Origin of the sequence: Caldinitratiruptor microaerophilus, assembly GCF_025999835.1 — a bacterium.
Lineage (GTDB): Bacteria > Bacillota > Sulfobacillia > Symbiobacteriales > ZC4RG38 > Caldinitratiruptor > Caldinitratiruptor microaerophilus.
In genome coordinates, this window is sequence record NZ_AP025628.1 from 1,181,919 (window position 1) to 1,204,423 (window position 22,505).

General features: G+C 71.8%; 21 protein-coding genes and 1 riboswitch. Of the genes, 9 read left to right on the plus strand and 12 right to left on the minus strand.

All coding sequences use genetic code 11. From position 1 onward, the window contains the following. Positions 1–2: 2 nt before the first annotated feature. From caldi_RS05745 to mtnP, 3 genes are read right to left on the minus strand one after another with little or no spacing between them, the layout of a single operon-like run. Positions 3–899 (minus strand): hypothetical protein, encoded by an 897-nt coding sequence (locus tag caldi_RS05745; protein WP_264844146.1) that lies wholly within the window; start codon positions 897–899, stop codon positions 3–5. A gap of 4 nt (positions 900–903) precedes the next feature. Continuing rightward, positions 904–2,169, minus strand: coding sequence for an adenosylhomocysteinase (locus caldi_RS05750; protein WP_264844147.1), 1,266 nt, complete (start codon positions 2,167–2,169; stop codon positions 904–906). Between the two features lie 26 nt (positions 2,170–2,195). Then, positions 2,196–2,981 (minus strand): S-methyl-5'-thioadenosine phosphorylase, encoded by a 786-nt coding sequence (mtnP, locus tag caldi_RS05755; RefSeq protein ID WP_264844148.1) that lies wholly within the window; start codon positions 2,979–2,981, stop codon positions 2,196–2,198. Positions 2,982–3,088: 107 nt separating this feature from the next. Here mtnP and caldi_RS05760 point away from each other — a divergent pair, with 107 nt between their 5' ends. Continuing rightward, on the plus strand, positions 3,089–3,904 hold the full coding sequence (locus tag caldi_RS05760; protein ID WP_264844149.1) for a LysM peptidoglycan-binding domain-containing protein: 816 nt from the start codon (positions 3,089–3,091) through the stop codon (positions 3,902–3,904). Positions 3,905–3,908: 4 nt separating this feature from the next. On the opposite strand, the gene ndk is transcribed toward caldi_RS05760, so the two are convergent. Both ndk and speD read right to left on the minus strand, forming a co-directional pair. Next, complete coding sequence (gene ndk / locus caldi_RS05765; RefSeq protein WP_264844741.1) at positions 3,909–4,364, minus strand: nucleoside-diphosphate kinase; 456 nt, start codon at positions 4,362–4,364, stop codon at positions 3,909–3,911. Positions 4,365–4,556: 192 nt separating this feature from the next. Further along, entirely contained in the window at positions 4,557–4,988 is a 432-nt protein-coding gene (gene speD / locus caldi_RS05770) for an adenosylmethionine decarboxylase (RefSeq protein ID WP_264844150.1), read from the minus strand. A gap of 229 nt (positions 4,989–5,217) precedes the next feature. Between speD and caldi_RS05775 the strand changes: the two genes are divergently transcribed. From caldi_RS05775 to caldi_RS05805, 7 genes are all read left to right on the plus strand, one after another. Continuing rightward, positions 5,218–7,104 carry a sigma 54-interacting transcriptional regulator gene (locus caldi_RS05775; RefSeq protein ID WP_264844151.1) on the plus strand — a complete coding sequence of 629 codons (1,887 nt, stop codon included), beginning with the start codon at positions 5,218–5,220 and terminating at the stop codon, positions 7,102–7,104. Between the two features lie 243 nt (positions 7,105–7,347). Continuing rightward, the gene (locus caldi_RS05780; protein WP_264844152.1) at positions 7,348–8,109 is read left to right on the plus strand and encodes an enoyl-CoA hydratase/isomerase family protein; all 762 of its coding nucleotides are present in this window, start codon (positions 7,348–7,350) and stop codon (positions 8,107–8,109) included. A gap of 103 nt (positions 8,110–8,212) precedes the next feature. After that, on the plus strand, positions 8,213–9,553 hold the full coding sequence (locus caldi_RS05785) for an amino acid ABC transporter substrate-binding protein (protein WP_264844742.1): 1,341 nt from the start codon (positions 8,213–8,215) through the stop codon (positions 9,551–9,553). Positions 9,554–9,645: 92 nt separating this feature from the next. Continuing rightward, a complete protein-coding gene (locus tag caldi_RS05790; RefSeq protein WP_264844153.1) occupies positions 9,646–10,539 on the plus strand; it encodes a branched-chain amino acid ABC transporter permease in 894 nt (297 codons plus the stop codon). Beyond that, positions 10,536–11,558 (plus strand): branched-chain amino acid ABC transporter permease, encoded by a 1,023-nt coding sequence (locus caldi_RS05795; RefSeq protein ID WP_264844154.1) that lies wholly within the window; start codon positions 10,536–10,538, stop codon positions 11,556–11,558. Before caldi_RS05790 ends, caldi_RS05795 begins: the two co-directional genes overlap by 4 nt. Further along, the gene (locus tag caldi_RS05800; protein ID WP_264844155.1) at positions 11,555–12,295 is read left to right on the plus strand and encodes an ABC transporter ATP-binding protein; all 741 of its coding nucleotides are present in this window, start codon (positions 11,555–11,557) and stop codon (positions 12,293–12,295) included. The genes caldi_RS05795 and caldi_RS05800 overlap by 4 nt, the downstream gene beginning before the upstream one ends. A 7-nt stretch (positions 12,296–12,302) precedes the next feature. Next, on the plus strand, positions 12,303–13,028 hold the full coding sequence (locus caldi_RS05805; protein ID WP_264844157.1) for an ABC transporter ATP-binding protein: 726 nt from the start codon (positions 12,303–12,305) through the stop codon (positions 13,026–13,028). Between the two features lie 37 nt (positions 13,029–13,065). Here the strand turns inward: caldi_RS05805 and caldi_RS05810 are convergent, their stop codons facing one another. Both caldi_RS05810 and caldi_RS05815 read right to left on the minus strand, forming a co-directional pair. Beyond that, entirely contained in the window at positions 13,066–13,518 is a 453-nt protein-coding gene (locus caldi_RS05810) for a type II toxin-antitoxin system RatA family toxin (protein WP_264844158.1), read from the minus strand. A gap of 21 nt (positions 13,519–13,539) precedes the next feature. Beyond that, positions 13,540–14,826 (minus strand): aspartate aminotransferase family protein, encoded by a 1,287-nt coding sequence (locus caldi_RS05815; protein WP_264844159.1) that lies wholly within the window; start codon positions 14,824–14,826, stop codon positions 13,540–13,542. 224 nt (positions 14,827–15,050) lie between these two features. Between caldi_RS05815 and caldi_RS05820 the strand changes: the two genes are divergently transcribed. Next, on the plus strand, positions 15,051–16,406 hold the full coding sequence (locus caldi_RS05820; RefSeq protein ID WP_264844743.1) for a phosphomannomutase/phosphoglucomutase: 1,356 nt from the start codon (positions 15,051–15,053) through the stop codon (positions 16,404–16,406). 104 nt (positions 16,407–16,510) lie between these two features. Here caldi_RS05820 and thiW read toward each other — a convergent pair whose 3' ends face one another. From thiW to murJ, 5 genes are all read right to left on the minus strand, one after another. Next, the gene (gene thiW, locus caldi_RS05825; RefSeq protein WP_264844160.1) at positions 16,511–17,008 is read right to left on the minus strand and encodes an energy coupling factor transporter S component ThiW; all 498 of its coding nucleotides are present in this window, start codon (positions 17,006–17,008) and stop codon (positions 16,511–16,513) included. Between the two features lie 5 nt (positions 17,009–17,013). Next, positions 17,014–17,724, minus strand: a complete 711-nt coding sequence (locus caldi_RS05830; RefSeq protein ID WP_264844161.1) for a VanZ family protein — start codon at positions 17,722–17,724, stop codon at positions 17,014–17,016. Between the two features lie 12 nt (positions 17,725–17,736). After that, positions 17,737–19,044 carry an aspartate kinase gene (locus caldi_RS05835; RefSeq protein ID WP_264844162.1) on the minus strand — a complete coding sequence of 436 codons (1,308 nt, stop codon included), beginning with the start codon at positions 19,042–19,044 and terminating at the stop codon, positions 17,737–17,739. Positions 19,045–19,173: 129 nt separating this feature from the next. Beyond that, on the minus strand, positions 19,174–20,502 hold the full coding sequence (metX, locus tag caldi_RS05840; protein WP_264844163.1) for a homoserine O-acetyltransferase MetX: 1,329 nt from the start codon (positions 20,500–20,502) through the stop codon (positions 19,174–19,176). Positions 20,503–20,646: 144 nt separating this feature from the next. Then, positions 20,647–20,747, minus strand: a riboswitch (SAM riboswitch). 67 nt (positions 20,748–20,814) lie between these two features. Beyond that, positions 20,815–22,389, minus strand: a complete 1,575-nt coding sequence (gene murJ, locus caldi_RS05845; protein WP_264844164.1) for a murein biosynthesis integral membrane protein MurJ — start codon at positions 22,387–22,389, stop codon at positions 20,815–20,817. Positions 22,390–22,505 lie beyond the last annotated feature (116 nt).

Below are 22,505 nucleotides of genomic sequence, written 5' to 3' on the forward strand. Positions count from 1 at the left end.
CTTCAGCCGGCCTCCTGCCCCCTGGCCAGCTTCCGGACCCATCCCAGGCTCTCCTCGGTCTCCTCCGGCGTGGCCAGGGCCGGGCGGTGCTGCAGCACCAGGCGCACCCTCTTGTTCTGCCTGACCGCCTCCTCCGCCACCGCGGCGGCCCCCGCCCAGCCGTCGTCGAACGTGAGCGCCGGGCGGGCCGGTACCCCGGACGCAGGGTCCTCCCCGGAGGCCCGCCCCTCGTGCAGGTGCACGGCCTGCACCCACGGCAGGAGCGGATCCGCCAGCTCCCCGGGCGGGCGCCCGTACAGGCGCGCGAGGCGCCCCAGCCGGGCCGTGTCCAGGCACACGCCCAGCACGCCGAACTCCCCCAGCAGCTCCGGCCACAGGCCGTCGACGTAGAACCAGCGGGCGGGGCCGTCGATCTCCAGCAGCACCCCGGTGCCCAGGCGCTCCCGGGCCTCCGCGAGCGGCTCGAGGGCCTGCCGGGCGGCGTCGGCCAGGGATTTGCGGCTCCAGGCGTCGGGCGCCAGCCATTCGGCGGGACCCGGCCAGCGGGCCGGGTCGTCCTCGGCCAGCGGCGGGTAGGGGAAATGGAAGACCACGTCCCGCGCGCCCGCCGCCTTCGCCTGCTGCAGGGCCCGGACGGCGCCTTCGGCGGCCTGCCGGCGCAGGTCCCGGTCCCGCTCCAGGAGGCGCAGGTAGCCGCCTGCGCCCTCCCGGACGGGCGGCCAGTGGACGCTCACGATCCAGTCGTGGGCCTCCGCCGCCGCCACCGCGGCCCAGAAGCTCGCCAGGTCCTCGAACAGCCCCAGCTCGCCGCCGTGCCAGCCGGCATCCAGCCGGATCCCGTCCTGCTGGACCTCCTCCCCGGCGTAGCGGCCCCGGACGGTGAGGAACAGGTGAACCACGGCGTCACACCCGCCACGAGCGCAGATACTGCTCCTGTTCCGGGGTCAACCGGTCGATCTCGACGCCCAGGGCCCGGAGGCGCAGCTCGGCCACCCGCACGTCGATCTCCCGGGGCACCGGCACGACGTCCCTGGGCAGTTCGTGCCCGTGCCGGGCGATGTGGAGCTGGGCCAGGCACTGGACGGCGAAGGAGAGGTCCATGATCTCGGCGGGGTGGCCGTCGGCGCCGGCCAGGTTCACCAGGCGCCCGTCGGCCAGGAGGTAGACCCGCCGCCCGTCCGGGAAGCGGTACTCGTCGACGTTCTTCCGCACGCGCACCGGCGGGCCGCAGAGGGCCTCCAGGTCGGGCTTGGCGACCTCCACGTCGAAGTGCCCGGCGTTGGCCAGGATGCAGCCGTCCTTGATCACCTCGAGGTGCTCGCGCCGCACCACCCCGCGGTTGCCGGTCACAGTGACGATGAAGTCGGCGATCGCGGCAGCCCGGCGCATCGGCATCACCTCGAAGCCGTCCATGAGCGCCTCGTTGGCGGCGATCGGGTCGACCTCGGTGACCACGACCCGGGCCCCGAGCCCCCGGGCCCGCATCGCCACGCCCTTGCCGCACCAGCCGTACCCGGCCACCACGGCGACCTTCCCGGCCACCGTGAGGTTCGTGTTGCGCATGATCCCGTCCCAGGTCGACTGGCCGGTGCCGTAGCGGTTGTCGAAGAGGTACTTCATATAGGCGTTGTTGACGGCCAGCATCGGGAAGGCCAGGGTGCCTTCGGCCGCCATCGCCCGCAGGCGCTGCACGCCCGTCGTGGTCTCCTCCGACCCGCCCCGGATGTCCGGCAGGAGCTCCCGGTGGCGCGTGTGCAGGGCGGCCACGAGGTCGCCGCCGTCGTCGAGGATCTGGTCGGGCCGGGCGGCCAGCACCCGGTCGATGTGGGCCTCGTACTCCTCGGGCGTCGCGCCGTACCAGGCGTGCACCGTCACGCCCCGCTCGGCCAGGGCGGCGGCGACGTCGTCCTGGGTGGAGAGCGGGTTGGAGCCGGTGATGTGCACGTCGGCGCCCCCGGCGGCCAGGACCGTCGCCATGTAGGCCGTCTTGGCCTCCAGGTGCAGGCAGATGGCGATACGCTTCCCGGCGAAGGGGCGCGTGGCCTCGAACTCCTTGCGGACCTCGTTCAGCACCGGCATGTGCCGGGCCACCCAGTCGATCTTCCGGTGACCCTCCGGCGCCAGCCCCGGGTCCCGGAGGCTGGAAACCGCCACCTTCGATTCGGACACGGGTGCGAGCCCCCCTCTTCCCCGTCTCACATCCGGATCCCCGGCGACGCGTGGGCGCAGCGGCACCCCCGCTCCTCCGGAAGGTTGTCGAGCGCGAGCATGGCCAGACGCCGCAGCCGCTCGGCATTCTGCGCCATGACCTCCAGGACCTCTTCGTGGGTCAGGGGCTGGGGCGAGATGCCGGCGGCGAAGTTCGTCACCATGGAGACGGTGCTGTAGCAGATCCCCGCCTCGTGGGCGAGCACGACCTCCGGCACGCCGGTCATTCCCACCACGTCGCCTCCGAGCCGCTGGTACGCCTTGATCTCGGCCGGCGTCTCGAACCGGGGCCCCTCGGTGCACACGTACGTGCCCTCGCGGTGAAAACCGAGGCCCAGCGTCTTCGCCGCCTCCGCCAGCACCCCCCGGAGTTCGGGGCAGTAGGGCTCGGTGAAGTCGACGTGCACCACCCCTTCCGGCCCGCCCTCGAAGAACGTCGACGGCCGGCCCTTCGTGAAGTCGAGGAACTGGTCGCAGAAGACGAAGTCGCCCGGGCGCATGTCGAGGTTCAGGGAGCCCACCGCTGTCGTGGCGATGATCCGCTCGACGCCCAGGCGCTTGAGGGCCCAGATGTTGGCCCGGTAGTTGATCCGGTGGGGCGGGACGGAGTGCTTCTCGCCGTGGCGCGCCAGGAAGGCGACCTCCTTTCCCCGGTACGTCCCCACCTTCACCCGGACGTCCCCGTACGGCGTCGACACCTGCTCCTCCCGCAGGCCGGTCAGGATGGCCGGGTCGTAGACCCCCGTACCGCCGATGAGCGCATACCGTACCACGCCGCCACGCCCCTTCTGACAACGCTACCCAGACCGCGACATAAGCTGTTGCCGGAGAGTGTTCCCGGGCAGTTCGCCCGATCCCTTCACGGTTGAGGTGGGGACGCATGAGCGATCGCCCCCATTCCCCCACCCCGGCCGGCAGCAGCGGAGACCGACGCGAGGGAGCGGGGGAGTTCGTCCGCCGGTGGCGCGGCGGAAACCTGGGCCGCCTGGTCCTGGTCGAGACCGCCGACCTGGACGGGGACGGGCGCCCGGAGATCGTCGCCCTGGCCGGCAGGGACCTCAAGGTCTTCGACTGGAGTGGCGGTACCTACCTGCTTCGCTCCGAGGCGCTGCTCCCCCGGGACGGTCTCTCCCTGGCTGCCGGCGAGCTCGGGCCCGGGGGCCCCGCCGCCGTGGCGGTGGGCACCCGGGACGCGGTTCTCCTGTACACCCTGACGGACCTTGGCCTGCGGCCGCTGTGCGAGACCCTGCTCTACCCGGGCGCGTACTTCCGCAGCATCGACCTGGCCGACGTCAACGGCGACGGCCGGCCCGAGGTCGTGGCCGCCGCCTCCGGAGCCCAGACCATGTACATCTTCCAGGTGGCGGCCACGAGCAGCGAGGGCCGGCTCGAGGAGCTGGGAAGGGTCTACATCGGCGGCCTGATCACCGGACAGGGCGGCCACGGCGGCGAGCTGGCCGCCGGCACGCGGGACGGTTACGTGGACGTCTTCGTCCCCTGCTCGCTCCTCCCGGAGCCCACGCAGGGCCTGTACACCGTGCGCCGGGGCGACAGCCTGTGGCGCATCGCCCGCCGCTTCGGCATCTCGCCCGGCGCCCTCGCCCGGGCCAACCGCCTGCAAGAACCCTACCTGCTCGAGCCCGGGCAGATCCTCATCATCCCCGCGCCCGCCCGGCACGACGGGCAGGGCGGCTGAAGCGCTACGGCCGCTCGACCACCCACGGGTCGGCGGCGCGCCCGTACTCGACGATGTCCTCCGGCCGGAACCACAGCGCGATCTCCTTCTCGGCCGTGTCCGGCCCGTCCGAACCGTGCACCAGGTTGCGGCCGATGTCGACCGCCAGATCCCCCCGGATCGTGCCGGGTCCGGCCTGTACGGGGTTGGTCGTGCCCATGGTGCTGCGGATGACCTCGATGGCGTTCGGCCCTTCCCACACCATGGCCATGACGGGGCCGGACGTGATGAACCGGATGAGTCCCTCGAAGAACGGCTTGCCGCGGTGCACCTCGTAGTGCTTCTCCGCCAGCTCCCGCGACACCGCCATGAACCGGGCCGCCACGAGCTTGAGCCCGCGGCGCTCCAGGCGGCTGATGATCTCCCCCACCAGACCCCGCTGGACCCCGTCGGGCTTGACCATCACGAAGCTGCGCTCCACCGCCAAGCTGCTCGGACCCCCTGTTTCTTCCTACGGATGCCCAACCGGACGCCATTGTATCCCAGCGCGCCGGGAAAAACCAACCCCCGTGACCCACGGATTCCTTCCGGAATGCCGGCGAGTCAACGGGGGTTGCCGCGTGCCTGGTGTCTGTTGGCACTACCGTCTACAATAGGTCCCCACCTCCGGGCATCAGCGGGCCGCTCCGACGGTCGCGGGGGCCTTCAGGTGCTCGTCCGTCTTGTGCGATGCCCCCTGCTGGAGCGGACCCCACGGGTGCAGGATGCCGCGCTTCGTCTCCGTCGCCGATACACTCTCTGCCTTGAACTGGTCGCAGATGTGCTGGCAGGCGATCCACGGATCCACGTCATCCCCGCACGTGAACACGTCCACGGCTGCGTACCCGAGTTCCGGCCAGGTGTGGATCGCCAGGTGGCTCTCGGAGATGATCACCACACCGCTCACGCCCTGGGGACTGAATCTATGGAATGCAACCTCCCGGACCTCCGCCCCCGCGTTCAGGGCGGCATCCACCATGACCTTCTCCACGTGCTTGATGTCATTCAGCAGCGTGGGGTCGCACCCATAAACCTCCGCCAGAATGTGGCGGCCCAGAGCCTTCATTTCACCTATCAGCCCCCTAATCCCAAAGTCCGGCAGCGCGCACAAAGATCCGGGCCGGCCCACCGGTCGGGGCCCTGCCCTGGGCCCGCCCGACGGCCGGCCAAGTAAATTGTAGCAGACCCCTTCACCCTGTCAATTGGACATCGGTGGCGGTATCGCACGGGCCCGGGAGCGGGCAGGACAGGGAGGGCCCCCGTGGCGAATGTTCGTCCGCCAGGAGGTGGGGCGTGTGCGGCCGCGCATCGCGGTGCTCGGCTACGAGCCGCTCGGGCAGCTCTTCCGGCAGGTGCTCCTCGGCCGGGACCTCCCGTACGAGGTGCAGTTCGTGCAGGCCCTCTTCGAGGAGGCCCTCCCGGCGGCTCGCGAATTGGAACGGTCGGGCCGGGCCGACGCCTTCGTCGCCGGCGCCGTGAACTACCCGCTCCTCCGGGACCGGCTGCGGCTGCCGGTCGTCCCCCTCACCATCACCGGGTACGACCTCCTGCGGGCGATCGCCCGGGCGGCCGACCACGGCCACCGCATCCTGGTGATGAGCTACCGCGAGCGGCGCCTGCCTGCGGAGGACCTGCGGGCCGTGTTCCGGGTCCAGGTGGACGAGGAGGTCTTCACGTCCTGGGAGGAGGCCGACGGCATCGTGCGCCGGCGCCGCGACGCGGGGTGGACGGTGCTCGTCGGGCCGAGCGTGGCGTGCGAGCTGGCCGGGCAGCACGGGCTCCACGGCGTGCTCGCCTACGGGCCGGACACCCTCCTCCGGGCCCTGCAGCAGGCCTACGAGATGGCCACCGCCCGCCTGGCGGAGGCGCAGCGCACGGAAGAGCTGCGCACCATCCTGCAGTTCGCCCCGACCGGGATCATCGCCGCCGACGGCAACGGGCGGATCACGGTCTTCAACCCGGCGCTTGAGCGGCTGACGGGGATCGCCGCGGGGGAGGCCGTGGGCCGTCCGGCCGACGAGGTCGTGCCCGCGCTGGAGCTCGGCCGGGTGCTGGAGAGCGGCGCCCCTTCGCTGGCGGCGGTGGCGCAGCTGGGCCCGCTGGAGGTCGTCACGAACCGGGTACCCGTCACCGTGCAGGGGCGGCCGGCCGGCGTGGTGGCCACCGTGTGGGACGCGCGCTCGGTGGAGGAGTCCGAGGTGGCGGTGCGGCGCGTCCGCCACGGCCGGGGCCTGGTGGCCCGTTTCACCTTCGCCCACGTGGTCGGGGAGAGCCCCGCACTGCGCCAGGCCGTGGCGGCAGCCCGGCGGTTCGCCCGGGCCGAGCAGCCGATCCTCATCTACGGCGAGACCGGGACGGGCAAGGAGCTGTTCGCGCAGTCCATCCACAACGCGAGCCGGCGGGCCGGCCGGCCCTTCGTGGCGATCAACTGCGCGGCGGTGCCGGAATCCCTGCTGGAGAGCGAGCTCTTCGGCTTCGAGGAGGGCGCCTTCACCGGCGCCCGCCGGGGCGGCAAGCCGGGGCTGATGGAGCTCGCACACACCGGCACCCTCTTCCTCGACGAGGTGGCCGAGCTCAGCCCGCCCCTCCAGACGAAGCTGCTGCGGGCCCTGCAGGAGCGGGAGATCATGCGGGTCGGGGGCGACCGGCTCATCCCCGTGGACGTGCGCGTCGTGGCGGCCACCAGCCGTGACCTGGACGCCGAGGTGGCCGCCGGCCGCTTCCGGGAGGACCTGTACTACCGGCTCAACGTGCTGGAGCTGCGGCTCCCGCCCCTGCGGGAGCGCCGGGAGGACGTGCCCCTCCTCGTGCGGCACTTCCTGGCCGGGCGCCCGCAGGCGCTGGTGGAGGCGGCCGTCGCCGGGATCGCGGCCCACCTGGGCGACTACCCCTGGCCCGGGAACGTGCGCGAGCTCGAGAACCTGCTCTCCCGCTTCATCGCGCTGGCGGACACCGAGGAGGGCAAGACCCCGCCTGCCGCCCTGATGGCGGAGCTCGCGCGGCAGCTGCAGAGCCGCGCCCGGACCCGGCGGGTGCGGAGCGCCCGGGAGGACGAGGTCCGCCGGATCGCCGAGGCGATGGCCGCCGAGGGCGGCAACCGGGCCGCCGCGGCCCGCCGGCTGGGGATCAGCCGGTCGACCCTCTGGCGCAAGCTGCGCGAGCTGAACGGCCCCGGCGTCTGACGGTCCGGCGAGGGGCGCGGCCGGGGGAGATACGTCGCGACCTATGTCGCGACGTTTTTCGCGACACATGAGCGAGAGCCCCTCCCGGGCAGACCAAGGGGGCGCACCCGACGGCCGCTTCTGGTGCGCCTCCACGCCATCCCCCGCTGCGGTCCGAACGCTGGCATGGGAATTGCATCAGCCGCCGGGCAATCGATACGCTGCCGTCCCATGCGCGACGCTGGCCTGCAGGGGGAGTGCCGGTTGACCACGGAGACCCGATCGCTGGAATCGCTCACGCTTCACGTCGACGGAGCCATCGCCACCCTGACCATCGCCCGCCCCCGCGTCCGCAACGCCTTCACCACCGCCATGTGGGCCCACCTCCGGGACCAGGTCCGGCGGCTCGCCACGAACCCGGACGTGCGCGTGCTGGTCCTCCGGGGCGAGGGGCGGACCTTCACGTCGGGTTCCGACATCGGGGAGTTCGCCCGGCTGGGCCCGGAGGGCTCGGAGCAGTCGTTCCGGTTGATGGAGGAGGCCATCACCGCCGTCGAGTCGCTGCCGTTCGCGACCATCGCCGCCATCGGCGGTCACGCCCTGGGGGCGGGCCTCGAGCTGGCCCTGGCCTGCGATCTCCGCATCGGCGCGGCGGACGCGCGCCTCGGGATGCCCATCGCCCGGCTGGGGATCACGGTCACCCCGCGCTTCGCCGCCCGGCTGGTGGCGGCCGTGGGGCCCGCCCGGGCCCGCGACCTGCTCCTGACGGGGAGGATCCTCGCCGCGGAGGAGGCCCGCGCGGCCGGGCTCCTCCACTACGTCGTCGACCCCGCCGAACTGGAGCCGGCCGTCACCGACCTGGCAAACCGGGTCGCCGCGCAGTCGCCCGCCGCGGTGCGGGCGGCCAAGCGCTGGATCGCGGCCCTCCTGCCGGCCGTCGACGACGGCGACGCCCGGGCCGTCGACCCGGTGGAGTTCCGGGAGGGGGTGGCTGCGTTCCTCGAAGGCCGCCCGCCACGGTTTTGAAGATTCCATTTCCCGCCTCGTCGTAGGAAAGCAGGATTTGCCCCCATCGAACGGGAAAGTACCACTGATCCAAATGATCAGGGAGGGGTAGTCGTTGGCTGAGATGTCCACGCAACGCGCCCGGCCCCGGCCCTTGCGCCGGCTGGGGCTCGTCGCTCTCGCGACCGGGCTACTCGTCGCGCTCACCGCCTGCGGGGGCGGGGCTCCTTCCGGCTCGTCCGGCGCGACGGGGTCCTCGGGGTCCTCGGGGGCAGCGCCGCAGGGCGGCGCGGCGCAGGGCGGCGGGGCCGCCGGCGGGGGCGAGGTCATCAAGATCGGCGTCGTCCTCCCGACGAGCGGTCGCGAGGCGAAGCCCGGCACGTACCAGTGGGAAGGCATTCAGCTCGCGATCAAGCAGGTCAACGACAAGGGCGGAGTGTCCGTCGGCGGCAAGAAGATGAAGATCGAGCCCGTCTTCTACGACGACGAGTCCGACCAGGCCAAGTCGGCGTCCCTCGTGGAGCGGGCCATGACGGCCGACAAGGTCGTCGCCGTCATCGGCGGGTACTCGACGGCGCTGGGCCAGGCCGAGTCGGTCATGCCGGACCGCTACCAGGTGCCCTGGATCACCCCCGGCGCCGCGGCGAGCACGATCTTCAGCCAGGGCTACCAGTGGACGTTCGGGACCCTGACCCCGGTCTCCGAGCTCGGCTACACCACCGGCAAGTTCCTGGGCTGGCTCGTCGACCAGGGCAAGCTCCAGAAGGGCCTCAAGATCGCGATGGTCCTGGAGAACACGGACCACGGCGTGGACTACGGTAACGGCATCGAGCAGTGGCTCAAGGAGAACCCCGGGTACTTCACGGTGGTCTTCAAGGAGAACTTCGAGCTCGGGGCCCCCGACTTCTCCGGCCTGCTGCAGAAGGTGAAGAACGCCGGCGCCGACATCTTCCTGTCCGACGCCCACCTGCAGGACTACATCACGATGCACCGCCAGTACGTCCAGGCCGGGCTGTACCACCAGATGGTCAGCTACGGCGCCCGCGGGCCCGAGAAGGACGCCCGGGACGCCCTCGGCGACGCGGTGACCGGGATCTTCGCCGGCATCTGGTGGTCGAAGAACCTGCCCTACCCGCAGGTCAAGAAGTTCATCGAGGACTACAAGGCGGCGTACGGCCGTGAGCCCGACTCCTGGTATGCCGCCACCGCCTACGACGCCGTCCGGGCCCTCGTGACCGCCATCGAGCAGGCGGGCAGCCTCGACAAGACCGCGATCCGGGATGCCCTGCGCAAGGTCGAGCTGAAGGATTCGCTCCTGCCCGGACAGGTCCTCAAGTTCGAGGCGAACGGCCAGCTGAAGGCGCCCTTCGTGATCGTGCAGAACAAGCCCGGCGGCAAGGTGGACATCGTCTACCCGGCGGATGCGGCGACGGGCGAGGTCATCGCCCCGATCCCCAAGAAGTGACCCGCGATACGTTTCGGTGACCGTGAAGGCCCGGGCCAGTCTCCGCGGCTGACCCGGGCCACACCGCTCTAGGTGAGCGAGGTGGTCGGCGCTTGACGGCAGGGGAGTTCCTCAACCTCCTGGTAGCCGCCCTGCTCCTGGCAGGAATCTACGCCACCATGTCCTTCGGCATGACCGTCATCTACGGCGTGATGAAGATCATCAACCTCGCACACGCCGGCTTCATGATGCTTGGCGCCTACTTCGCGTACGAGCTGTACCAGCGCCTCGGGGTCGACCCCATCCTGGGGTCGGTCCTCGCCATCCCCGTGTTCTTCGTCCTCGGCGTGGCGTGCTACTTCCTCCTGGTGCGCTGGGTCCCGACCTCGGACCAGCCCACCCTGCCGTCGCTGCTCCTGCTGTTCGGGCTCTGGCTCGTCCTGCAGAACGTGGGCTACTCCGTCTGGGGGAACACGGACCGCTCGATCCTGACCCCGTTCACGCTGTCCACCATCCGCATCGGCCCCGTGTCCATCTCCACGCTGCGGGCGGTGGTGTTCGCCGTCGCCGTCCTCTCCCTGGTCGTGCTCCAGCTCGTGCTGACCCGGACGTGGTTCGGCCGGTCGGTGCGGGCGCTCACCCAGAACAAGCTCGCCGGGCAGATCGTGGGCATCGACACGCAGCGCACGGCGGCCCTGACCTTCGGCCTGGGGATCGCCTTCGCCGGGATGGCGGGAGCCCTGCTCGCCACGCTGTACTCCTTCAACCCCGACTTCGGCCGGCCGTTTCTCCTGCGCTCCTTCGTGATCATCGTCCTGGGCGGGCTGGAGTCGTTCTCCGGCGTGGCCGTGGGGGCGCTCATCCTGGCGCTGGTGGAGACCTTCACGATCCTGGTCGTGCCCGCCGGCTACCAGGTGGCCATCTCGTTCGCCCTCCTGGTGGTGGCGCTCCTGGTCCTGCCCGGCGGCGTGGCCAGCCTCTTCGAGCGAAGGGGGCGGGCGGCATGAGCCGGAGCGCATCGGTGGCGGGCGGCCCGGGGGCCGCCAGGCTGGCCGCGGCGGCGCTGCCGCTGGCCCTGGCGCTCCTGCTGGCGGCCGTCCCCCTGTTCGGGCTCGGACCGAACGTGATCCGCCTCCTCTTCGTCACCCTGGTGTGGGTCACCACCAGCGTGGCCTGGAACATCCTCGGCGGCATCACGGGGCAGGTCTCGTTCGGGTTCGCCGTCTTCTACGGGCTGGGCGCCTACACGGCGGCACTCCTCATCCGGGGCGGCACCCCGCCGCTCCTGGCGTTCCTCGCCGCCGGCGCGGTGGCCACGGTCGCCTCCCTGGTGGTCGGGATCCCGACCTTCCGCCTGCGGGGACCCTACTTCGCCATCGCCACCATTGGCGTGAGCGAGGCCGTGCGGGTGACCATGAACAACCTCGCCTTCACCGGCGGCGCCAGCGGGTACCGGATCGTCGAGCGGGTCCCGTTCAACCAGATGACCCACTACTACAGCGCGCTGGCGCTGGCGGCGCTGGCGATCGCCGTCTCGATCCTGGTCGTCCGGTCGAAGTTCGGCCTCGGCCTCATGGCGGTGCGGGAGGACGAGGACGCCGCGGCCGACCTCGGCTTGAACCCCTTCAAGTACAAGCTGCTGGCGCACGCCCTGGCCGCCGCGCTGACCGGCATGGCCGGGGGCGTGTTCGCCCGCTACGCGGGGTTCATCCACCCCGGCGGCGTGTTCGCCTTCAACACCAGCGTCTCGATCCTCCTCATGCCGGTCATCGGGGGCCTGGGGACCGTCTGGGGACCGGTGATCGGCGGCCTCATCTACGGGACGGTGCAGGAGCAGCTGGTCGCCGCCTTCCCCAACCTGCACCTGCTCCTCTACGGCTCGCTCCTCATCGTGATCATCCTCTTCGAACCGAAGGGCATCGTGGGCCTGGTGGGCCGGCTCGCCCGGTGGGCGGCCGGAAGCCGCCGGCAGGCGGTCCCGGTGGCAGCCCGCGGCGCGTCGACCGGAACGGGGGTGGAGTCATGAGCGCCATCCTCGAGGTGAACGGGCTCACCCGGTACTTCGGGGGGCTGGCCGCCGTCAAGGACGTCACCTTCGCCGTGCCCGAGGGGTCCATCTTCGGCCTGATCGGCCCGAACGGGGCCGGCAAGACCACGCTCTTCAGCATGGTCGCCGGGGCCCTCCAGCCCAGCGGCGGCACGGTCCGCTTCCGGGGCCGGGACGTCACCGGCATCCGGCCGTACGAGGCGGTGGCGTCGGGCATCGTCCGCACGCACCAGATCGTTCGCCCGTTCAAGTCCATGACGGTGCTGGAGAACGTGATGGTGGCCACCTACTTCGGCCGCCACGGCGCCACGAACCCCCGGGTGGCCCGGGAACGGGCCATGGAGGTGCTCGCCTTCGTGGGGATCGAGCACGTGGCGGGGCAGCAGGCGGCGGTGCTGCCGATCGGCCAGCAGAAGCTCCTGGAGCTCGCCCGCGCCCTGGCGGCGAAGCCGGACCTCCTCCTCTGCGACGAGATCGCCGGCGGCCTCACGGACGCCGAGACCCAGAACGTGCTGGGCCTCCTGCGCAAGATCCGGGAGCGGGGCACCACCATCCTCTACATCGAGCACGACATGCGGGCCGTGATGTCGGTCTGCGACCGCATCGTGGTCCTCAACTACGGGCAGAAGCTGGCCGAGGGTACGCCGGCCGAGATCCAGCGGAACCCCGCCGTGATCGAGGCGTACCTGGGCACGTCAGCGGCCGAGGCGGGGTGATCGCGGGATGGCACAGGAGCCGCTGCTCGAGGTGCGGGACCTGGCCGTCGCCTACGGGAGCGTGCAGGTGATCTGGGGGATCTCGTTCCGGGTCGAGGAAGGCCAGGTCGTGAGCATCATCGGCTCGAACGGGGCCGGCAAGACCACCACCCTGCGGTCCCTGGCGGGGCTTCTCCTGCCCCGTGGCGGCAGCATCCGCTTCCGGGGGGAGGACATCACCGCGCTGCCGGCCCACGCCCGGGTGAACCGGCAGATCGTGCTGGTCCCCGAGGGCCGCCAGCTGTGGCCGCGGATGACCGTCGAGGAGAACCTCCTCCTGGGCGCCTTCGCCCCGGCCTTCCGGGGGCGGGCGCAGGAGCGGCTCGCCCGCGTCTACGACCTGTTCCCCCGGCTCAAGGAGCGCCGCCGCCAGCTCGCCGGCACGCTCTCCGGCGGCGAGCAGCAGATGTGCGCGATCGGCCGGGGGCTCATGGCCGAGCCCAAGGTGCTCATGCTGGACGAGCCGTCCCTCGGCCTGGCGCCCAAGCTGGTCGAGGAGATCTTCCGCTTCGTCGACGACATCTCCGCCCAGGGCGTGACGATCCTCCTGGTGGAGCAGAACGTGAAGTACGCCCTCCGGGCGGCCGACCACGCCTACGTGCTGGAGACCGGCCGCATCACGCTCGAGGGGAGCGGCCGGGACCTCCTGCACGACGACCACGTCCGCACCGCGTACCTCGGCGGGGCGGCGTGAGGTGGCCGCCCGCCCGCATCACGGGAAGGCCGGCCCGTCAGCCGGGCCGGCCTTCGCTCTTCTCCAGCCGCTCCTTCACGGCCTTCAGCATGCCCTCGGCGTTGTCCCGGACCACCAGCCGGGCGATCGGGTTGAGCATCGTCGCGAACATGGGGATGCCGATCTCGAAGTCGACCGTGAGGGTCACCTTCGTGCCCTCCGGGGTCTCCTCCAGGATCCAGTCGCCCTCGAACTTCTTGAGGTCCCCGCCGAGCTGGCGGTAGTGGATGCGGAAGTTCTCGTCGTCGAACTCGTCGAGTTCCGTCCACCGCAGCGTGGCGCCCTTCACGGTGCCGACCCACTCGGTCACGGTGGCCCCGGGGCGCCGCTCGAGGACCTCGACGTTCTTCAGGTTGGGCATGAACCGGGGGTACGATGGCATGTCCTTGACGACCTCGTAGACCTGCGCCCGCGGCGCCCGGATGATCTCCTGTACCTCGACGTAGGGCATCTCGGGCCTGTCACCCCTTCCCTACTCGATGTCCGCGTCGACCTCGGCCGCTCGGGCGATGCCCGCCTCGAGCGCGGCGAGGACCCGGTCCAGCTGCTCGTACGTGATGACGGCGGGCGGGGAGACCCGGATCACCCGGGGGTTGTTGAGCGAGTGGATGACGATCACGCCGCGGTCGATGAGCTCGCTGATGAGCACCCCCGCGTGCCCGTCCTTGGTGAGCTCCAGCCCGATCAGGAGGCCCTTGCCGCGCACGTCCCGCAGGACCTGCGGGTAGCGGTCCCGCAGGGCCCGCAGGCGGCTCAGGAGATACTCGCCCTTGGCCGCCGCCTGCTCGAGGAGGCCCTCCTCCTGGATGGCCTCGATGGCGGCGATGGCGGCCCGGCACGCCAGCGGGTTCCCGCCGAAGGTCGAGCTGTGGATGTACGGGTTGGCGTTGAAGAGGTCCCAGATCGGCGCCTTCGCCACGACCGCCCCGATCGGCATGACCCCGCCGCCCAGCGCCTTGGCGGTCGTCAGGATGTCCGGGACGACGCCCCAGTGCTCCGACGCCCACCAGCGCCCGGTCCTGCCCATGCCGGTCTGGACCTCGTCCAGGATCAGGAGGGCCCCCCGCTCGTCGCAGAGCCGGCGGACCCCGGGAAGGTAGTCGTCCGGCGGGACGATGACCCCGCCCTCGCCCTGGATGGGCTCGAGGATCACCGCGGCGGTGTCCGGCCCGATCGCCTTCTCCATCGCCTCCAGGTCGCCGAAGGGGACGTGCGTGACCCCCGGCAGCAGCGGATAGAAGGGCTCCCGGTAAAGCTCCCGGCCGCTCACCGAGAGCGCGCCGAAGGTCTTGCCGTGGAACGCGCCGGTGGCGGCCACGAAGCCCGGACGCTTCGTGTAGGCCCGGGCCAGCTTCAGGGCGGCCTCGTTCGCCTCGGCCCCCGAGTTGCAGAAGAAGCAGTACTGGAGATCCCCGGGGGCGATGGAGGCGAGCAGCCGGCCCAGGTCGGCGATGGGCTTGTGGGGGAGCGTGCGTCCGTGCATGGCCATGCGGTCGAGCTGCTCCCGCACCGCCGCCACCACCCTGGGGTGGCTGTGCCCGTGGAACATGACGCCGTACGAGCCGCAGTCGATGAACTCGCGGCCGTAGATGTCCGTGATGACGGCGCCCCGCGCCTCCCACTCCAGGGTCGTGAACCCCATGAACCGGTAGAGCCGGGCCATGGCGTCGTTGACGTGCTCGCCGTAGTCCCGGAGCGCCTGCTCCACGACCGCGTCGGGGTTCTCCACCCGGGGCCGCGTCTCGGTCTTCTCGGTCAAGCGCATCGTCCTCCCGGTGCTCCGCTGGCACCCGCCGCCATTGTGCACAGATCGGTGTACAGATTCAACCGCCACCGGCCGGATTCCTCGCGCCACCCCGATGCTCATGGCGGCTGGGTGACGGCGAGAAGCGGTACCCTATTCCCGGCAGGAGGAATCGCCCTGCCCCCGGCGAACCGAACTGCCGGAAGGGGGACCGGTAGGACGTGAACGTGGCAGCTGGCATGTTCCGGGAGTACGACATCCGTGGGGTTGCAGGGGACGACCTCACCCCGGCCGTGGCGGAGGCGGTGGGCAGGGCCTTCGCCACATACATGCAGCGGCGCGGCGTGCGGGATCGCCGGGTGCTCGTGGGCCGCGACGGGCGCGCCTCCTCCCCGGAACTCCGGGAGGCCCTCGTCGCCGGGCTCCGGAGCGCGGGGGCCGACGTGGTGGACATCGGCCTCGTCGTCACGCCGATTCTCTACTACAGCCGGGTGCTCTACGGCATCGACGGCGCCGTGATGATCACGGCCAGCCACAACCCTCCCGAGTACAACGGGTTCAAGATCGCCCTGGGGTACGCCACCATCCACGGTGAGGAGATCCAGGCCCTGCGCCGCATCATCGAGGAGGAAAGCTTTGCTGCCGGGTCCGGCTCCTACGAGACCCGCGACCCGGTGCCGGAGTACATCGAGATGCTCCGGGAGAAGATCCGGCTCGACCGGCCCTTGAAGGTGGTGGCGGACGCCGGCAACGGCACGGCGGGCCTCTTCGCCGAGAAGGCGCTGCGGGCCATGGGCGCCGAGGTCATCCCGCTTTACTGCGATCTCGATCCGTCCTTCCCCCACCACCACCCCGACCCGGTCAAGCCGGAGAACCTGCAGGACCTCATCCGGGCCGTGCGTGAGCACGGCGCCGACCTGGGGCTGGGCTTCGACGGCGACGCAGACCGGCTGGGGGTCGTCGACGACGGGGGCGGGATCGTCTGGGGCGACACCTACATGGCGCTGCTCTGGCGTGAGGTGCTGGCCCGGCACCCCGGGGCGCCGGCGATCATCGAGGTGAAGTGCTCCCAGGCCCTGTGGGACGAGGTCGAGCGCCTGGGCGGGCGGCCCCTCTTCTACCGCACCGGGCACTCCCTCATCAAGGCGAAGATGAAGGAGATCGGCGCCGTCTTCACCGGCGAGATGTCCGGCCACATGTTCTTCGCCGACGAGTACTACGGCTACGACGACGCCTTCTACGCCGCCGGGCGGCTGCTCCGGTTCCTCTCACGTCAGCCGAAGCCCCTATCCGCCCTGGTGGCCGAGATCCCGCACTACCATGCCACGCCCGAGATCCGGGTCGACTGCCCCGACGAGCGCAAGTTCGAGGTCGTCGCCGCCCTGCGGGAGCACTTCAAGCGGCAGTACGAGGTCGTCGAGGTCGACGGCGCCCGCGTGCTCTTCCCGGGCGGCTGGGGGCTGGTGCGCGCGTCGAACACCCAGCCCGTCCTCGTCCTGCGCTGCGAGGGGCGCACCGAGGCCGACCTGGAGCGGATCAAGGACGAGATGGAGCAGGCGCTGCGGGAGGTGGGCGGTATCCGTTGTGAGTTGTGAGTTGTGAGTGGTGAGTGGTGGGTTGTGAGGTCCGTGAGGGCCTCCATGCCGGGACCCTGCGGGCAGCGGCGTGCCGGCCAGGGGCCCGCCTCACAGCTCACGGTTCATCTCAGCCACCGCTGCAGCGCGGGAACCCGCCGCAGCACGGGAAGGAGCGCTCCGGCCAGGAGCGCTCCGGCCGCGCTGGAGACCGTGAAGGGGACGATGTAGACGAGGAACCCCACCTGGCGCCCCAACACGAGCTGCGCCACCGGCACGGCCACCAGGGCCCCGAGGACGCCCGTCCCGACGATCTCCCCCGCCAGGGCCGCGGCCACCCTGCCCGACCGCCGGTACAGGAGGCCCGCCAGGAGCGCGCCGAACATGCTGCCGGGAAACGCCAGCGGCGTCCCGGTCCCCAGGGCCACCCGGAGGACGGAGACCGCGAAGGCCACGGAGACGGCGCCACCCGGCCCCAGCGTCACTGCCGAGAGGACGTTGAGGAAGTGCTGGACGGGAAAGGCCTTGGCGAAGGCGACCGGGACGACGACGAGGTGGGAGGTCAGCACCCCGACCGCGACGTACAGGGCGGCCAGGGTGAGCTGATGAACGCGCGGCCGCACCGTCTTCACCCCTTGCGGGAGCTCCGGCCCGCCCCGGCCCGCAGGCGGGCGGCCCGACGGAGGATGAGCCACAAGGCCAGCGCGGCGCCCGCAGCGTCGATGGCGACGTCCGTGAGGCGCCCGTCCCGGCCCGGGACAAAGCGCTGGTGCCACTCGTCTCCGAGCGCGTAGAACGTGGCCCAGGTCCACGACCACCGCGCGGCCGCCCAGCCGGCCAGGCGGGGCCACGTCGCGCGCGTGGCCGAGAGGATCAGGGCCGCCAGCACGCCGTACTCGAGGACGTGGGCGGTCTTGCGGACGATGAGCTCGAGCCAGTAGGCCTGCGCGGGGCTGAGCTGCAGCGGGAGGAACCCCAGCCTCGCCATGACGGGGATCGCCCGCAGGTCCGGCACCGACGAGGCGACGAAGATGACCCCCATCCAGGCCAGGACGGCCAGCCAGTGCAGGGTCACCCGCCACGTGATGGCGGCCGGGCGCAGGCGCTCGGACCGTACCCCCGGGACGCCCCGCACCGCGGGCTGGCTCCGGGATGGGGGCACCGGCCGCAGCGCCGCGCCCGACCCGGGCTTCGCCGGGGGGGCGGACCGCGCCTTCTCCCGCTCCGTCTCCCCGCCGGGGCGCGACGGCGCCGCCGCCCGGCCGCCCTGGAGCGCGCGCAGCGGCGTGTCCGCCGAGCGGCCCGTGCCACGCCGCCTGCGCCGCCTCTTGGACGCCACGGGTCTTGCCCCCTACTTCTGCCCGGCCTTCGCGTCCTCCCCGCCCCGGGTCCCGATGGCCACCGGCTGGTCCCCGTCGCCCAGCCCGAACTTCTCATGGATGGCCTGGACCGCCTCGGCCGCCCGGCTCGCCCGCACCAGGCAGGAGATGCTGATCTCCGAGCCGGTGATCATCTCGATGTTGATGCCCCGCTCGGCCAGGGCAGTGAACATGGTGGCGGCCACGCCGTAGTTGGAGGCCACCCCCGAGCCGACGATGGAGACCTTGGCCACATCCACATCATACACCAGCTGGGTGCCGGGCCACTCCTGCATGACCTCGCGGCAGATGTCGAGGGACACGTCGAGATCGTCCTTCGCCACGGTGAGCGAGATGTCGGCCTGCGTGGCGCCCGGGCCGCCGCTCTGGACGATGTCGTCGATCACGATCTTGTTCCGGGCGAAGGCGCTGAAGAGCTTCGCTGCGATGCCGGGCCGGTCGGGGACTTCGAGAAGGGTGATCCGCGCCACCTTCGAGTTCACCGCCACCCCGGTCACCACGCGCTGGAACTGCGGATTCACCCGCGCCACCACCTTCGTCTTCTTCTCCTCCGTGCCGCCCTCGTCGGGCAGGGGGGACAGGCTCGACAGCACCTCGAACTCGACCCCGTACTGCCGGGCGAATTCCACGCTGCGGAGCTGCATCACCTGCGCGCCGGAGGACGACATCTCCAGCAGCTCCTCGTAAGAGATCTCCTCCAGGCGCCGGGCGTTGGGGACGATGCGGGGGTCGGCCGTGTAGATGCCGTCGACGTCCGTGTAGATCTGGCACGCCTCGGCGTCGAGGGCCGCCGCCAGGGCGATCGCCGTGAGGTCCGACCCGCCCCGGCCCAGCGTGGTCAGGTCGCCGGCGGCGTCGATGCCCTGGAAGCCCGTCACGACCACCACGCGGCCCGCCTCGAGCTCCTTCCGGACCCGGTCCGGCTTCACGTCGAGGATGCGGGCGGCACGATGGGTGTCATCGGTGAAGAAGCCGGCCTGAAACCCCGTCAGCGACACGGCCGGGACCCCGAGCCGCTGCAGGGCCATGGCCATGAGAGCGGCGGATACCTGCTCGCCCGTCGCCATGAGCATGTCCATCTCGCGCGGGGACGGGTGCGCGTCCCCGTTGATGGCCTCGGCCAGGGCGATCAGCGAATCGGTGGTGTCCCCCATGGCGGACACCACCACCACCACGTCGTAGCCTTGAGACCGTTTCCACGCCACGCGACGGGCCGCGCGCAGGATCCGCTCCGTGGACGCGACCGAGGTCCCGCCGTACTTCTGGACAACGATAGCCAACCGGAGTGCCTCCTCTACTGCGCATGGCCGCTTCGGACGGACCTGGAATTATGTTCGGACGTGCCGGCCCGGATACCTGCAAGCCCGTCGGGCCATGTACCGGGGGAGGGGTGGAAATCCGGTGCGGCCTCAGCCACGGGCCCGGTCCAGTTGCCGGTCCAGGAAGGCGGCCACGGCGCCGGCCATGAGGTCGAAATCGACCAGGAAGGCGTCGTGCCCCCAGGGACTGTCGATCTCGAAGTACTCGGCCGTGCCCCCTGCGGCCCGGATGCCCTCCACCATCTCTTTCTGCAGGTAAGTCGGGAAGAGGAAGTCGGAGCGGATGCCCACGACGAGGGCTTCGGCAGTCACCCGGGCGTACGCGGCCTCCATGGAAGGGTACCCCCGGCTGATGTCGTGCAGGTCCATGGCACGGCTCAGGTACAGGTAGGAGTTCGCGTCGAAGCGGCGGACCAGCGCCTGCCCGTTGTAGTGGAGGTACGACTCCACCTCGTAGGCGATCCCGAAGCCGCGCTCCAGGTCGGATTCGCCCGGCGACGGGACGCCGGGGAACTCCATCCCGGGGGCCGGACCCGTGCGGGCCCCGGGGGCGGGCGCCCCGTCCGGGCGTCCGCCGCTGTCCGCGGCGGGGGTGGGCCGTCCGCCGTAGCCCTCATCCCAGTCGGCCGATTTCCGGCCGACCAGCCCGAGCGGCCTCACCCGCCGGCCGAACTGGGCCCACATCGACTCGTCCGAGCGGTAGGTGATCATGCCGAGCATCCGGGCGATCGCCAGCCCGTGCACCGGCCCCGGACCGGGGTAGTACTGTCCGCCCCGGAACTCCGGGTCCCGGAGGATCGCCTCGCGCTGCACGGCGTTGAAGGCGATGCCCTGCGGGTGGAAGCGGCTGCACCCCGCCACCGGGACGACCCCGAGGAGCCGGTCCGGGAAGGTGACGGCCCACTCGATCGCCTGCATGGCCCCGAGGCTGCCGCCGATCACCGCCACCACCCGCTCGATCCCCAGGGCGTCGAGCAGGGCGGCCTGCACCCGCACCATGTCACGGGGGGTGATGACCGGGAACTCGAGCCCGTAGGGGCGGCCCGTCCGGGGGTCCGGGCTCGACGGCCCGGTCGTGCCCCGGCACCCGCCGAGGACGTTCGAGCAGATCACGAAGTACCGGTCGGTGTCGATGGCCTTGCCGGGCCCCACGGCTGCTTCCCACCAGCCCGGCCGGTCTTCCCCGTCCTCGTAGCGCCCGGCCACGTGCGCGTCGCCCGTGAGGGCGTGGCAGACCAGGACCACGTTGTCTTTCCGCGGGCTCAGCGTCCCCAGGGTCTCGTAGGCGACGGTGACGGGCCCCAGCCTGCGCCCGCTCTCGAGCTGCAGCGGCGCCTCCTCCGTGAAGAGCGTCACCGAGTGACGCCGGGCGCACGTCCCCGCTTCCCGGCCCCGGGCCAGCGCGCTTCCTCGAGCCATGTGCCGGTCCTCCTCCCTTCCACGCTCGCCTCTCCCTACGTGAGGGCTCCCGGCACCCGGCCCGGGTCGAATCCCCGTCAAACCAGGTAACGTAAAGGGCTTCCCCGCCCTGGAGAAGCCCACGAAAATACCCCAGTGGAGCCCCTCTTATCTGCGGGAATTGGCACCTTCAGGGACAGCCTGGGGCGCTGCCCCTGGGTTGCCGGGCTTCATCGGGCCAGTCCCTCCACCTCTCTCGATAAGAGCCGCCGCCGCTGCGGCGGGAACGATATGAAATTCTGAGCCGCATCTTACCATGGGGAGACCTGGGCGTCAACGGGGCCCAGGCCGGGGATCGCGGCCGTGCACCAGCCGGCGGACGGCGGCCGCCACCTCCGGCACCCCGAGCCACCACAAGAGCAATCCGTACAGCAGCGCGGCTGCGCCGACCAGGACCAGCGTGGCGATGGCCTTCTGGGGTGCAGGCAGACCGCCCAGGCGCGGCGCGGCGACGAGACAGGCGGCGCCCATCGCCGCGGCCGCCAGCGCCGGTCGGGCGAGGCCCCGGACCAGTGGCCCGACGAGGTCGCCCACCTCCCGCCGCGCCGCCCACGCCTGGACCCCCGCGGCGGCAAAGGCGCCCATGCTGGCCCCCCAGGCGAGGGCGGGCGCCCCCAGGGGCCCGAGCAACAGGGCACCGATGAGCGCCTGGACGCCCGCTCCGGCGAGGAGCGCGAGCGGCGGAACCCAGGGGCGGCCGAGCGTGAACAGGACGTACGCCAGGAGTTGCGTCACGGCAAAGCCCGTGACGCCCACCGCATCGCCCAGGAGGGTGGCCGCTGTGAGGCGTGTGGCCTCCGGGCCGAACGCCCCCCGCTGGTACACGACCTGGACAATGGGCAACCGGAGCGTGAGGAGCCCCGCCGTCACCGGGAGGGCCACGAGCAAGGCGAGGCGCATCCCCTGACCCAGAACGCGCTGCAGGGCCGCCCCATCGCCGCTTCCCCGGGCGGCGGCCAGGGCGGGGTAGGACACCGCGCCCACCGCCCAGACGGCGGTCTGGAGGGCGAACTGGCGGAGCTTGTCCGAGAAGGTGAGCGCCGCGATGGCGCCCGGCGGCAGGACCGGCGCAAACAGTCGGTCGACCACCAGGTACCCGGACTGCAGGAGCGACCACGCCGCCACCGGCGCGAAAAGGGCACCGCCACCCGGTACGGTCTCCGCCCCATCCGCACCCGCTTCGGGCGGTGAAGCTTCGCCGCGTCCGCCCGGGCGGCGCAGCGCGAGGGCGGCGATGGTGGCCAGGAGCCCCACCTGCACCACCGCGCCTGCCAGGTAGGCCCAGGCGAGAGGCAAGGGGCCCCCTGCGCCGGCCAGGGCAAAGGCCACCGCAGCGATCAGAAGGCTCTGGGCGGAACGGCCGAGAGGGGTGTAAACGAACACCCGGTGGGCGTGCAGGAGCGCGGCCAGGACGGAGGCCACTGCCACCAGGACAGGGCCAGCGATGGCGATCCGGGCGGTGTTCACGGCCAGCCGGGCCTCCGCAGAAGGCCAGGCGTGGGTGAACGGGGCGAGCAGGAGCGGCAGCGCCACGAAGACCACAAGCGCCGCTCCGCCGCCAAGGGCGGCCGTGCGGGCGAGGGCGCGGCGCGCCGCGACCCAGGCGCCGGCCCGGTCGCCTCTCCCCACACGGGCAGCGAGGTCGGGGACGAGGGCGCCCAACACCCCGCCGGCCGCCACCACCGTGGCCAGTTCCGGCAGCGTCATCCCGACCAGGTACACGTCGGTGGCGGCGGACGCGCCAAAAGCCCGGGCGACTGCCTGTTCCCGGACGAAACCCGCCAGTTTCTGCACCACGGTGAACACGGTGACGAGCGCCGCCGCCCCCAGAAGCCCACGCTGCCGCATGCCGCCCCCGCATCCCTCCGCTTTCCGGCTGGCACAAACCGTCCCCATCGTACCACATGGACGGGCACACGCGCGGCGGACCCCCCGGCGAGGCTCGCCGCCGGGGGGTGCGCTCG